Origin of the sequence: Psychrobacter sp. Sarcosine-3u-12 (assembly GCF_002836005.1) — a bacterium.
Taxonomy (GTDB): Bacteria; Pseudomonadota; Gammaproteobacteria; order Pseudomonadales; family Moraxellaceae; genus Psychrobacter; species Psychrobacter okhotskensis.
In genome coordinates this window covers 16429-29891 of sequence record NZ_PJBY01000095.1, presented here as the reverse complement: position 1 = coordinate 29891, position 13463 = coordinate 16429, and the positions used below count along the sequence as shown (strand labels likewise).

At 42.5% G+C, this 13463-nt stretch carries 13 protein-coding genes; 2 read left to right on the top strand and 11 right to left on the bottom strand.

Features of this window, described 5'->3' with window-relative positions:
• The first annotated feature begins 282 nt into the window (after positions 1-282).
• A complete protein-coding gene (gene dps / locus CXF65_RS06745) occupies positions 283-765 on the top strand; it encodes a DNA starvation/stationary phase protection protein Dps (protein ID WP_025652096.1) in 483 nt (160 codons plus the stop codon).
• A 142-nt stretch (positions 766-907) separates the two neighbouring features.
• Here the strand turns inward: dps and CXF65_RS06740 are convergent, their stop codons facing one another.
• The 11 genes from CXF65_RS06740 to CXF65_RS06690 form a co-directional block, all read right to left on the bottom strand.
• The gene (locus CXF65_RS06740; RefSeq protein WP_157824056.1) at positions 908-1597 is read right to left on the bottom strand and encodes a DUF2059 domain-containing protein; all 690 of its coding nucleotides are present in this window, start codon (positions 1595-1597) and stop codon (positions 908-910) included.
• Positions 1598-1608: 11 nt separating this feature from the next.
• Positions 1609-2733 carry a cation diffusion facilitator family transporter gene (locus CXF65_RS06735; protein WP_101211488.1) on the bottom strand — a complete coding sequence of 375 codons (1125 nt, stop codon included), beginning with the start codon at positions 2731-2733 and terminating at the stop codon, positions 1609-1611.
• Positions 2734-2964: 231 nt separating this feature from the next.
• On the bottom strand, positions 2965-3510 hold the full coding sequence (locus tag CXF65_RS06730) for an acyl-CoA thioesterase (RefSeq protein WP_101211487.1): 546 nt from the start codon (positions 3508-3510) through the stop codon (positions 2965-2967).
• A 203-nt stretch (positions 3511-3713) separates the two neighbouring features.
• Positions 3714-4148 (bottom strand): hypothetical protein, encoded by a 435-nt coding sequence (locus CXF65_RS06725; RefSeq protein ID WP_101211486.1) that lies wholly within the window; start codon positions 4146-4148, stop codon positions 3714-3716.
• Between the two features lie 64 nt (positions 4149-4212).
• Positions 4213-4641 carry a hypothetical protein gene (locus CXF65_RS06720; RefSeq protein ID WP_157824054.1) on the bottom strand — a complete coding sequence of 143 codons (429 nt, stop codon included), beginning with the start codon at positions 4639-4641 and terminating at the stop codon, positions 4213-4215.
• A 171-nt stretch (positions 4642-4812) separates the two neighbouring features.
• Positions 4813-5607, bottom strand: a complete 795-nt coding sequence (gene truC, locus CXF65_RS06715; RefSeq protein ID WP_101211484.1) for a tRNA pseudouridine(65) synthase TruC — start codon at positions 5605-5607, stop codon at positions 4813-4815.
• A gap of 135 nt (positions 5608-5742) precedes the next feature.
• Positions 5743-6153 carry a DUF2177 family protein gene (locus CXF65_RS06710; protein ID WP_101211483.1) on the bottom strand — a complete coding sequence of 137 codons (411 nt, stop codon included), beginning with the start codon at positions 6151-6153 and terminating at the stop codon, positions 5743-5745.
• 76 nt (positions 6154-6229) lie between these two features.
• Positions 6230-7624, bottom strand: coding sequence for an SAM-dependent methyltransferase (locus tag CXF65_RS06705; RefSeq protein WP_101211482.1), 1395 nt, complete (start codon positions 7622-7624; stop codon positions 6230-6232).
• A gap of 132 nt (positions 7625-7756) precedes the next feature.
• Complete coding sequence (locus CXF65_RS06700; RefSeq protein ID WP_025652088.1) at positions 7757-8815, bottom strand: DUF1365 domain-containing protein; 1059 nt, start codon at positions 8813-8815, stop codon at positions 7757-7759.
• Positions 8816-8831: 16 nt separating this feature from the next.
• Positions 8832-10613, bottom strand: coding sequence for an NAD(P)/FAD-dependent oxidoreductase (locus CXF65_RS06695; protein WP_101211481.1), 1782 nt, complete (start codon positions 10611-10613; stop codon positions 8832-8834).
• Between the two features lie 157 nt (positions 10614-10770).
• Positions 10771-11508, bottom strand: coding sequence for an SDR family NAD(P)-dependent oxidoreductase (locus CXF65_RS06690; RefSeq protein WP_025652086.1), 738 nt, complete (start codon positions 11506-11508; stop codon positions 10771-10773).
• A 520-nt stretch (positions 11509-12028) separates the two neighbouring features.
• On the opposite strand from CXF65_RS06690, the gene CXF65_RS06685 reads away from it, so the two are divergent.
• Positions 12029-13231 (top strand): pyridoxal phosphate-dependent aminotransferase, encoded by a 1203-nt coding sequence (locus CXF65_RS06685; RefSeq protein ID WP_025652085.1) that lies wholly within the window; start codon positions 12029-12031, stop codon positions 13229-13231.
• The last annotated feature ends 232 nt before the right edge of the window (positions 13232-13463 follow it).

The following is a 13463-nucleotide window of genomic DNA, read 5'->3' as shown; positions in this document are numbered from 1 at the left end:
TAACAAAGCCTAACGCTTGAGGGTACCAACAGTGCCATGAGCTGCTATTATCGTTTATGAAATAACTCGTTAAGAACAAGCACTGTTGAAAATAAGTACAGCCCATAGACAAATTTTATTTATAGCAATCTGTCTTTTTTAACAATATGTCTTTTATAGTAATTGGCCTATGGTTACTTTGAATCAACCAATCTAAACAGATGAATTAAACGGTGCTTGGATACCTTTCTAATAAAAAGAAAAGTAAACCCAATAAAATAAATCTAAATAATGGAGTAAAATATGAGAGAACGTTACGCAAGTGGAATAGACGACGCAACCGCAAAGAAAATGATCGACTTATTGAATGCTAATTTAGCAAATCTCATTGATTTGAGTATGGACAGTAAGCAATGTCACTGGAATCTTCAAGGTACTGGCTTTATCGGCGTGCATCAGCTACTTGATGATACCTATAGCCGCTTGACTGAAGCTTATGATACGGTCGCTGAACGTATTGTTATCCTAGGCGGTAAGGCCAATGGTATCTCTAAGCGTGTGGTTGAAGACTCTATCTTAGAGACTTACCCTACTGATATCAGCGAAGTTGATCAGCATGTACGTGAGCTGACCAATCGTTATAAAACCATTGCAGCATCATTACGTGAAGGCATCGATACTGCAGGTGATGCAGGCGATGAAGATACTGCCGATCTACTAACAGAAGTTAGCCGTACTGTTGATAAAGATGCATGGTTCATTGGCGCTAATGCACCAAAAAAATAAATATTTTATAGTTTTGATTAATCTCAATACCGATTAGTCGAATCGCTATAGATAAAGTAAAAAAGAAAAGGTCACTCCATTGGGTGACCTTTTTTTATGCGTGACAAAATTAAGATTGGCGCTAAAATAGCTAAACTATCAATTAAAATACACCTTTGATAATCTCTTGCATTTGCGGTAATAACTCACCCAATTGCGCTTCTGTCTCACTGGTATCATCAGGCAAAGATTGCTTTAAAAAGGCTGCTGTAATTTGTGGCTGTTTAGCCAAGATACTTTGACCAATTACTGTGTCATAAAAGCCAATTTGAGCATCAACTTCCACTTGCGTATAGTAATTTTTTGCTGCGTTAATATACGCTTGGGTCAACGTCTGCTTGTCAGTGGCGTTGCCTATACCATTGGTCATTATCTTGGCATATTGACCCAATACACTTTGAATTTGCTCTTGTAGCCCACGTTGGCGTTTGTTCAGTTTGCCATTGTCTCTTTGTTGAGTGCGCGTCTGTTGCGTATTAATAGCATCGATAGCCGCTTGTTGCCCGTTAACGATAGATTCTATTTGCTCATCAATATGCATCACTTGCATCAACTTAACAATAGACGTATCTGTTGGGAAGATATCATTATTCATAAAAGCGGTATTGTTAATAGAATCGCTATTGGCACTTACTATCTGCTGTTGAGCAGGCTCATTGTGAATAACTAACTCAGCGTTGGCCTGAGTCAGACTGACTACTGTAGTAATCATCATAACCGCCACACTTAATGAACGAACCATGATGGAACAGCCGACTTTACTTTCTACAATAGATTGCAGACTTAGTTTCATATTACTTCTCATTATGAGGCAACTTTATCGTTACTTTTGGGCAAATTGAGCACCTCAGCATTAGGCACTGACAATGTCAAAATGGCTTCTTGGAATAAGGGATCGGCACGGAACTGGCTTTCAATGTCTTCAAATTTTTGCGCGATTTCTTTTTCTTTTTGATTACCAGCGATATCTACTGCCGCCACCATAAATATTTTTTTTGGCCCTACCCACTCTAGATGCAAGTAAGACACACTATCAATATCTGGATGATTGAGCAGCTCGCTCAACGCATAGGAATGCATCCTATCGGATACTTTATAGCCGACCAAAAAGTCGCGGTTACGGCTGATTAAAAAGATAGCAACCACACCCAATAATAGGCCGACGACGATAGAACCTAGCGCATCCCAAAAGGGCTGTCCGGTATAAGCATGCATACCCATCGCAGCCGCAGCGACAAGCAAGCCAATCACAGCCGCTAAATCTTCAAAAAACACACCGCGCAAAGTGGGGTTAGACGTATCGACCACATAGCCGATGGCGCTGACATTGATCGCTTCACCATGCTTTTTGCTTTGCAAGTAAGCCTGTCCTAACGAAAAGCCTTCGAGTACAAAAGCTACTGCTAATATAATAAACCCAATCGTATAGTCGGTCTCACTCTCAGCCGCGTTCCACTCGGTAATACCGGTATAAATGGAGACAATAGAGCCTGCCATAAAAACACCAAAAGCGGCAATCATCGACCAGACATACGACTCTTTACCGTAGCCAAGCGGATGGCTTTTATCAGCAGGTTTGATGGCCTTTTTTTCGGCGACAATTAATAAAGTCCCATTACCTGCATCTGCCCAAGAATGCGCAGACTCTGCGATCATAGAGGCAGAACCCGTCATAAAGGCGGCTATGGTTTTGGCAATCGCAATGATGAGGTTGGCCCCAACAGCAATCAATACCGTCGTCAATGAGGCAGAATGTTGCTCATCTTTATCGGCTGCTGGCTTAGACACATCATCGAAGCCAGAACGAGAACTACCATCAGAATGGGTCTTATTAATGAGCGTACCAGTACCGCGAGCACGATTATGATGCGGTGCTGGCTGATCAGTAGTAGGACTATGTGAATTGGTTTTTGATGGCTTTAAACTCATAATAGTCTCAGTAAAATAGCGAATGGGTAACCATTGTCTCTATCCTAGTTTTTGCTTACAGTAAATGCTGTTCTAGTAAATACTTATGAAGCAACCGCAATGGCTAGCATAAAAGATAGCGCAGTCTTAGATAAACTATCAGTAACTTTTTAGTGAATCGCTGTTTACTTTAGATGACCAACACTATCTTAGCTCTTAATTTACAACCCTTGGCTAAGCGTTCTATTTGGCTTAATCTTCACGACTACTTGACAGCTCACCAATCATATCCTCTATATCACAGCTAGGACGGTGTGAGCTTTGCATACGTAGATTTTTACGCTCTAAGCCTGCATCAAAACGACACTGCTGCATCACATTTTTGATATCAAGCGGTGGCGCTGGCGTTGGCTTGCCATTGTCATCAATGGCGACCATCGTAAAGTAGCAGCTATTGGTATGACGAACCGTGCGCGCCCGTACATCTTCTGCTTCGACACGTATGCCTACTTCCATCGACGTTCTACCCACGTAGTTGACGCTTGCCGCAAAGGTGACCAACTCACCTACATAGATTGGCTCTCGAAACATGACTTGGTCGACGGACAGTGTCACCACATAATTACCGCTATAGCGACTGGCACAGGCATAAGCGACTTGATCGAGCATTTTAAGCAGGTCACCACCATGCACATTGCCGATAAAATTTGCCATATCAGGGGTCATCAGCACTGACATATATAACTCGTGGTTTAAGGGCGCTTTTTTGGCAGTTGAGGTGGTATTGTATTGCGGCATAACATTCCTTACGGTTTTCTAAAATTTATTGGTTTTGAGCGACTTAGCAGGCTTTGATAATATACGCTAAGACATTTTTTATAAACATAACCATTCACATAGTCTATTATAATTGGCTCCATTATAGCAGTCTATTTTGAGTGATTTATAAATAGGATTAAAGGGTAAAAGAACTGGTTCCGTTGGGGTATAGCCTAAAAGCGTTACTCTCGAAATTTATTATATTTAGAAGAAAATTTACGCAAATCATTCTTCAATTCTTCGTTTAAAGTATCATATAAGTCATTTTTTAAGACATCATAAGCGTTTATAAAAGCGCTTTTATTCTTTTGAGTATATTCTTGCATCATATCTATACAAGAAAATGAACTAAGTATGTTGAATAGAATATAAATATTTTGAGGGTCATATTCTAAAGCTTTTTGGAAATAGATTAATGCAGAGTAGTTTTGTTGATCTTCTGCAAGATATGGAGCAAGATCTACCGTTATTCCTTTTAAAGTTAAAGCCTCCGCTATTTCACTATCTGTTGAATTACTATCAGTAATTACTTCATTTAAGATACTTATAGCAAGTTCTGGCTCATAATTTTGGCAAAAAATCTCTGCTTGGGTCAGTTTTTTTTCTATAGTAGGCATTAGTGTTTTATCCATTCATCTTTGGTTATACGGTCAGCAGTTCGATGCCTGTATAGCGCACCAATCACGAATTGATAATAGCTAAAGCTTTTTCATTTTCAGGTTCTAATGCTAGAAGCTCAGCAGCATAATACTTCTTTTGAGCTTCGGTCAGCACCACTTCAGGTGGTTCACCAAAATCTAAAATAGCATTCAGTATAGAAGTATCCTTTGAATCTAATTCATGAGCTTTGATAAAATAAAACAAGGCAGATAGTCTAGCTCCATCTACGTAATGTAGATAAACCATGCACAAGTCACCTAATTGACCATACCAAAAAGATGTATGTTTTTTCTTTGCAATCTCATCTAAAAGGGTTATCAGATAAACCCCATAATCATCAGCATTGTATATCATGAATGTTGTTAAACCATCTTGATCCTCATCTAATGCCGTAATGTAATCTAGAATTTTATTGTGTGGTAGAGAACGTGATAATTTATACTTTTCCATTTTAATTTCCAGTAACTTAGACAGTCTCTGTAATTCCATTGCGAGCAATAGCACTTATACTAAGTGAAAATCCAAAAGCTCACTGCATGTACACAATGAATTACACTGAAACTGTCTCATTGAGTAAAGCCGTTGATATTATTAGCCTACAACCGTAGATTCAAGTCCTCACTAGGGACTTGAACAGTTATCGCTCTCTACCCAAGAGAACTCTTCCATGATGCGCAGCCATTGATCGTCTAATCCCGCTTTTAGCAACAATGGTTCGCCAGTGACTGGATGGCTAAGCGCTAAAGTCTGGGCATGCAGCAGCATGCGCTCGCAGCCATATTGAGTACGAAAAAATCGATTGTGCCGCCCGTCGCCATGGCTGGTATCCCCTACTATGTGATGGAATAAATGTCTCATGTGCCGACGCAACTGATGCTTGCGACCAGTCTCAGGTGTTAAGCGCACTAGACTGTAGCGGCTCGTATCATGCTTTTTTGATACCGCAAATGGCAGCTCAATTTGAGCCAAACTCTGCCAGTGGGTCACCGCATCTTGAGCGGGTTTGTCCAAATTGGCAAATTTATCGGCAATGGCGTCGGGCTTAAAACTCAACGCATAATCAACAGTACCCTGCTCTGGCATAAAGCCACGCACCACGGCTAAGTATTGCTTAGAAACCTTATGCGCAGTAAAAGCCTCGGTAAGGCTACGCGCCACAGCTGAGCTCTTGGCGAACAACAACACGCCTGATGTCGGCTTGTCTAACCGATGCACCGGAAATACATGGCAACCTACTGCATCACGAGTGAGTTGCATGGCAAAGCGGGTCTCGCCTTTGTCCAGCCAACTGCGATGTACGAGTAAACCCGCCTCTTTATTAATCGCCACCAAAAACTCATCTTCATAGATAATCTCTATTAGATTAGCGGTTTGATTGACTGTGCTACCTTCGATATCTATGTTTTCGATGCTCATACTTTAGTTACTATTATTTTAAATAATGTAATTATATATCTACTGTCTTTTATATATACCCTTTTTATTTTATTGCCCTTGTAGTGACATAATAAATTCGGACTGTGTTTCAGAGAAATAGGCGGTATATGCTGGTTAGCTCAACCAATGAAAACGGTACGCCAGCCAAGCGACGATCGCACTCACTGAGCCAGTTAAAATTCCGCCCCACGCAAAATCTACTAACGCGGTATCTAAGGTAAAGCCTTTATACAAAGCTAAGTTGGTAAAGTCATAAGTTCCATATGCCATCAGTCCTATCAGACCACCCAGTAAGAAGATATGGCCGACCGATGCCTGTGCTTTGATTTGCGGATACAGAACCAATATACAAAGTGCCAATATGTAAAACATATAAAACACGCCAGCGGCCATCATATTGGGCTCATCAGCCAATAGATGACCGATACGCGACTCATAAAAAGCCCCTTTCATGGTCGTAAGCCAAATTGCATCAACACCCAAAAATATGACAACAGCAGCCAGATAGATAAATACGTAAGCCATAATAATATCCTTTTATCAGGGTTGCTCAGCATTAGGCGCTTTTGCACCAATACGCAACCTCATGTCAAACAGTGCGTTAAGCGGATACCTTGTCTGCCGCTGGTAAATCAGAAAAATGTAGCGTGTCGATGTTATTTGGTTTGACCGCTGTTACTTGTACCACACCGATGGTACGCTCCAAAAAGCCGCCTTCACAGTAGCAGAAATAAAACTCCCACAAGCGAATAAAGGCTTCATCATAACCGAGTGCTTTGATTTCATTGCGCTGCGCCATAAAAGCTGTGCGCCAATCGCGTAATGTATAGGCATAATCAAAGCCATAATCATGCAACTGTTTGATGACCATATCGGTCTGCTCAGTAAACTGGGTATTGAGCTCTTGGTTTGAGAGCAGACAGCCACCAGGGAAAATATGGGTCTGGATAAAGTCGACCGAATCGATATAGTCTTGATAGTTCTGATCATTAAAGGTAATCGCTTGCAGCACCATCAACCCTGTTGGCTTAAGCAAGCTATTACACTTGGCAAAAAACGTCGGCAAGAATTCATGTCCGACCGCTTCAATCATCTCAATACTGACCAGCTTGTCATACTGCCCAGTCAGCTCACGATAATCCTGCTTGAGAAGGGTGATTTTATCAGACAGTCCGGCAGCTTCGACCCGCTGCTGTGCCTCGTTATACTGCGCATCTGAGATGGTCGTTGTCGTTATATGACAGCCGTAATGCTTGGCGGCATAAATAGCAAAGCCGCCCCAGCCAGTACCGATTTCAATGACATGATCGTCAGCGCTCAGTTGTAGACGCTGACAGATAAGCGCTAGCTTATGCTGCTGGGCATCGCTCAGTGTCGTATCAGGCGACTGATATACTGCCGATGAGTACATCATGGTATCGTCCAAAAACCGCTCATACATATCATTGCCCAAATCATAATGCGCTAAGATATTGGATTTTGAGCCAGATTTATCATTACTACGCAGTCGGTGCTTGGCTTTTTCAAAAGTTTTGCTGACCGCAGCGAAGCGGTTTTCTAACTGGTTAAGCACGGCTAAGTTGCGCGCTGCCAGTCGAACCAAGCCTGTCAGATCATCCGTATCCCACTCGCCATTGATATAACTATCTGCTAGGGCAATCGAACCACCAAATAACAATTGGCGATAGACGGCACTGTCATGAATCATCAATGTGACGTTTAAGGGATGGCGACCCACTGCTGAGCTGCTCATCTCCTCAGATGACTTGATACCAAAGCTCTGGGTCTTAGGCGCTTGCTCATCGAATGCTTCGATCAATGTGAGGCTGCCAAACTGCACATGCTCCAACGCGCGAAAGATCAACTTTCGTGCCAAATTATTAATACGGTCATTGACTGGTCGCAATACGGCGCTGTCATTGACGGTTTTATTGATACGTGCGGTAAATCTTCCTAATGTCGAAGCTGGATTTCTATTGGTCGGTCGTGCTGACATCGTCTACTTATCCTTATCTAAAGGCCTTATGTTTGGACATTAGGCTCTTGAAGTCGCGTGGCTTAATTCTGAAACTTGATTTCAATTCTGTACTGAGTTTTACATTTATACCGAATGTTAACTTTGCACTGGCTAAATGATGTCTTTTTTATTAGCCGCTTGCTGCTGTTTGCTATCGGCTAGCTTTTCATCATAATTAATATAAGGCACTTTTTTAATCGCATAAAGCTTAAACGCATGCCAATAAATACGCGTTAGCGAGGTCATATTCATCAGCGGATTTTTGCGTAAGCTATCGCGAACCGTTGCCTCGGTCATCGGCACCCCAGACACCTTGATACCAGTCTTTAGCACCTCTCCCCGCTCGTCGCTAATATCGATGGCAATACGCACTTGTAAGCAGTTATCTGGCTGTTTTTTAACTTTAACCTGCCAGCGATAGAGCTGGTCGATAGGATTAAATGGTGAGACATGAAAGTCTTTATCATGGCAGAATTCGGTGTCCGTCCCATCTAATAAAAATCCGTAATAGTGACGTTTATTCCACGGCGTATTAGAGACCTCAGCCAGTAAATGCGTTGGCTGTTGCTGCTCATCAAAACCCAGATAAAAATTCACGGGGCTAAAATATATACCAGCATTGCGGCAGACAACCAAGCCCAGCATGTCACCACTTGGCGCGCTACCAGCATGGTTCATAAAAGCCTGACGCAGTCTTTGCTCAAGTTTTTGATAGCTACTGACGTTAGCTAATTTATTGTTGGCTACTCTATTATTAGCTTCTTCACCGTTTTTAGCATTTATATCAAGCGATTTTCTGGCATCATTTGGATTATTACTTTCACTTAGGCTATTTGGCTCTTGCGACCTTAATCTTTGTGATATGCCTTGTAAATAATCATCAGGATAAAACTGCTGTAATGCCTTTTTTCCTGTGGAAAATAGTGGCAGCCCTTTTAGGCACTGACGTTTGCCATAGCCTGCTGTATCGACTTCAGGGAGCGCCTGCCCTGCTGCTAACGCGCTAATATTGACACCCCAATAGCGATACGGGTACACAAACTTATGCACATTTGGCAGTAGCCGACTGTGCCACGTATTCCCATGAAATAACTGGTGCGGCAAGCTGTCAGAGGTACAAGGTAACTCATGAGTTGACATTGCGTGAGACGGATGCACTGGGGTCATCATAATGCTCTCTTTTATTTCACTCATTACTATGCTGCTTGGTACTATGTTGCTCGGCTTTACGCCGACCAAATAAGCCACGTTTTTTCTTTTGCGGCGAGTCAGTAGCGGCAGACTGTAAACGGTGAACGTAATCAACCAATTCTTGATTGGTCGTTGCCGTCACTACCTGACGCTTTGTCAGTGTGCGCGACTGTTTATCGGCTTTTACTGGCAAGTCTTTATAACGAAACGGCGTGTGTGCGCTATCACTATCCGGCAAGTGACTTGGGTCGACTTCGTCTTTTATGTCAATATCATACCCAAGCGCTTGGCAAACTCTTAGACCACTGCGTACACCATCTTCATGAAAGCCATTGAACCAATACGCACCGCAAAAATGCGTATGCAAACCACTGCCAGAGATGCGTGACCATTGTGTCTGCGCCTCAATCATCGCCTTGTCGAAGATAGGATGGCTATAGTCAATACGCTTAATAACTTGTCTGTCATCAATACCTTTATCAACGGTTGCTGGATTGAGGGTGACCAAATAATTATGCTTTTTGGTCAGCCGCTGCAAGATATTCATATGATAAGTCAGTACTGGCTTTGAGGCAGCCTGCTTGCCATCATCAATCACGTCATTTTTTAAAGCATCCTTTGCATCTGTCTCATTACCAATAAGATAGTTCCAGCTTGCCCATGCTAGAGGCTTGTTGGGCAACACCTGAGTATCAGTATGCAGGACAGCGGTATTTTTGCTAAAGCGGAAATGACTCAACACCTCAGCTTCATCGGTACTGGCATCTGCTAGAATCTTGAGCGCGGTATCTGCATGACAAGCAAAGATAACGTCATCAAACACAAGGTGTTCAACCTTATCATCAGTGCGGCTCTTATCTTGAATGGTCAACGTCACCTTGTCGCCATCATCAGCACCCATACGAGTAACAGACTGCACCGGGCAATTTACCCTTACCTGGCCGCCTGCCTTGACAAAGCGTGGCAGCAATTTATTGACATATTGTTTAGAGCCGCCTTTGATGGTGAACCATTGCGGACGATTGACTACATCGAGCAGTCCATGATTATCAAAAAACTGGGCAAAAAATACCAATGGGAAATCTTGTACGTCATCCAGACTGGCTGACCAAATAGCAGACACCATAGGCAGCAGATAATTATCGGTAAATAGCGACCCATAGCGTTTTTGCGCTAGATAATCGCCCAATGTTTGCGCAGTAAAACCGCTGACATCTTGCCCCTGTGCACGCGCCGCATCATAATCTTGGCGCAGCTGCTTGATATGCTTATTAAACTGTAGGATATCTTTGATAAATTGCCAAAACTTAGGATTGAGGACATTCTTGCGCTGCGATAATAAGGTATTGAGCGTGTGACCGTTATACTCAAAATGACGCGCGATATTTTTTACTGAAAAGCTCATATCCGTTGCTTGAAACGGCACTTGTAACTCATGGAGTAAGCGAAAAAAGTTGGGATAGGTACGCTCATTAAAGACAATAAAACCGGTGTCTATTGCGCTGTTTTCTACTTTACTGCTCTTTGCTTTTTTGCCATCTTGTAGCGCCACATCAATGGTATTTACATGCCCGCCAATATAATCACTGGCTTCAAATATCGTCACCTCATGCTCTGCGACCAAATAATGAGCACAAGTCAGTCCTGAGACCCCCGATCCGATGATAGCGATACGCTTTTTCGCGGGCGCATTAGCTGAATCTTTAAAGGCGTTGGGCTGTTTTTTATTGGTTGACACTGTATTCGTACTGGCACGCTTACGACGGTTAAACAGCATAAAAGCATTCCTTTCTATATTTTTGTTTTTGCTATTATTTGGACGAGCGATATTTTATAAACACAAGGGCATTTCATTCATTTAATCGTTAGAGCATATCCTCTATCCAACTGAAACTCATCTCAAAGGGCTAACAATGAAGACATGCCCTAGGCTGTTATTTTTTACTCAGCTTACTACCCACTTGTTGCCAGACCAAATCTGGCAATGTACCCAGCACTTTTAATGGCAAGGTGAGTTTTTTAGGGAATTCGATAACATCATGGCCGCTGGCAATACCATCGCGTATCGCTTGGCTTGCCTGTTTTGGTGTTTGGATAAATGGCATGGGAAAATCATTTTGTTTGGTCATCGGCGTTTCGACAAAGCCGGGAACGACTAAGCTCACCGAGATATCCTGCGGAGCAAGACTAATCTGTAAGGTTTTCATAAGATAATGGATAGCGGCTTTTGAGCTACCATAGGCTTCGGCACGAGCAAAAGGCACGTAAGCAGAGGCTGAGCCGATACCGACCAAGCGACCTTTTGAAGCAATCAGCTTTGGCAACACCCCTTCGATGGCGTGCGATAACGTGCCCATATTGACTGACATGACTTTCATAAACACACTACTGTCAAAGTTTGGCATGTCTAAATACTCACACATGCCAGCACCGCAAATGGCCACATCAATCTGGCTAACCTTATCAAAGGCGGCAATGACTTTTTCTCGATCCATAAGATCCAAATCAATCGTCTCTGCCCCTAATGCTTTCAGCTCAGCCAGTGCTTCATCATCTCGTCCAACGGCATAGACATGATGACCGTCTAGCAGATAGTCTTTAGCCAGTTGCTTGCCAATACCTGAGGTCGCGCCAGTGATAAGTATGTGTTGTTTTTCGGGAGCGTTTGTCATCGTTAATATCCTTGTTAACCATTTTTATCATATAGAAATTGTGACGGGTATAAAGCACTTATAATTCGTTTTTTGTTTTTATTGAGAGTGAGTATTAGTAACATTTACATTAACTAAGTACATCACTTATTTATCAAATCTAAATAATTATAGTATAAGGCTGCGGCGCTATTGTTGTGACTTCGCAATCAATGACGCACAAGTCATGCTATCAATATGACATATATTTGATCAAATAAAGGCTAAAACCCTCTGCAAAAGCGTCATTTTCTGTTACTGCCTCTATGAGACAGCGTAATAGCAGCATGCTACAATGCCAAAACTGGCAAGCTTTATATTGAGCGCTAACGACTTATTATTCAGTAATAGCCATGTATTATTCGACGATGCCTGATATGAATAATAAAATGATGCTAAAAAACGCTTAAACTACCTTATAACGTGTCCTGATAATGCTTAAAACGTTATATAATTACCAGCAGATTTTCACCAACCCACTCCCATACGAAAAGGAGCTCTCATGAGCGAATTGCAATTGTCTGACCGTGTCAACAACATCAAACCATCCCCTACCTTAGCAATCACCAATAAAGCCAAAGAGCTAAAAGCCTCAGGCAAAGATATCATTGGTCTAGGTGCTGGCGAACCTGATTTTGATACGCCAGAACATGTCAAAAAAGCAGCAATCGATGCCATCAATGACGGCTTCACCAAGTACACTGCTGTCGATGGCACCCCAGAGCTCAAAAAAGCCATCATTGAGAAATTCAAGCGTGATAACGACATCAGCTATGAGCCAAATGAAATCTTGGTATCGGTCGGTGGTAAGCAATCCTTCTTTAACCTTGCCCAAGCTTTTATCAATCCTGGTGATGAAGTCATCATTCCAGCACCGTACTGGGTCAGCTATCCTGACATGGTCATCATCGCAGAAGGCGTGCCAGTCATTGTTAAATGCCCAGCTGAGCAGGACTTCAAAATTACTCCAGAGCAATTAGAAGCTGCCATCACTGACAAAACCAAAATGCTGGTATTGAACAGTCCTTCTAACCCAACGGGCATGATTTATACGCTAGATGAGCTAAAAGCTATCGCTGACGTGCTGAAAAAGCACCCACAAGTCTATGTGGCCTCTGACGACATGTACGAGCACATTCGCTGGACGGGTGATAAGTTCTACAATATCTTGAATGCTGCGCCTGAGCTTAAAGACCGCGCTATCATCCTAAATGGCGTATCAAAAGCTTATGCGATGACCGGCTGGCGTATCGGCTATGCTGGTGGCCCTGCTAAGCTGATTGGTGCGATGAAGAAAGTACAATCGCAATCTACCTCATGCCCGACCTCTATCAGTCAAGTCGCTGCCGAAGCTGCTATCAGTGGTGACCAAAGCGTACTAGAGCCTATGGTCGCGGCATTTGAAAAGCGTTGTGATTTGGTCGTTGATGGTCTAAATGCCATTAAAGGCATTACTTGCCTACGCCCTGATGGCGCATTTTATGTCTATCCTGACATCAAACCACTCATCAAAGCGGCTGGTCTATCGTCATGTACTGAGTTTTCCGCATGGTTGTTAGAGAAAGTTGGCGTTGCGGTCGTTCCTGGCGATGCCTTCGGTCTGGGCGGTTATATGCGTATCTCTTACGCCACTGATGAAGCAACACTAAAAGACGCCTTATCGCGTATCGAAAAAGCGGTTGCTGATTTAGACGTTGCTGAATAACGATTATATTTAATCTACTATAAGTAATAAGCATTAGAAATATGTAAATAAAAAAGACGCTCACATAAAGGATATGTGGGCGTCTTTTTTATTGTGGTTTTAACAACTACCGATAATGAAAAACGTCTTAAAAACCATCATCATCCTATTAAAAACCATTAATGTTGTTAATTATGCAAAAAAAGCTTGACGTATTTTTTATCTTTGCTAGAATACGCCCCACTTAGCAAGA